This window comes from Bradyrhizobium sp. Leo170, assembly GCF_004296405.1.
GTDB lineage: Bacteria > Pseudomonadota > Alphaproteobacteria > Rhizobiales > Xanthobacteraceae > Bradyrhizobium.
On the sequence record NZ_PSRR01000994.1, the window covers coordinates 1 to 217 of the forward strand.

Below are 217 nucleotides of genomic sequence, written 5' to 3' on the forward strand. Positions count from 1 at the left end.
CGGTTCTGCCTTGCGGCAGGGGTCGAGGCGCTGGGCACGATGATGGAGGCGGATGTGGCGGCGGCCTGTGGGCCGCGCCACGGTCGCGATGTAGCACGGCGGGCGCACCGTTGGGGCCGAACGCGGGGACGGATTGGTTTCCACGGCGGCAAGATCGAGGTCGAGCGCCCGCGGGTCCGGGGCGTGGACGGCCGCGAGATCACGATCCCGAGCTGGG

At 73.3% G+C, this 217-nt stretch carries 1 pseudogene; it reads left to right on the forward strand.

Features of this window, described 5'->3' with window-relative positions:
* Positions 1 to 217: pseudogene (locus CWO89_RS45595) on the forward strand (IS256 family transposase); the annotation flags it as partial.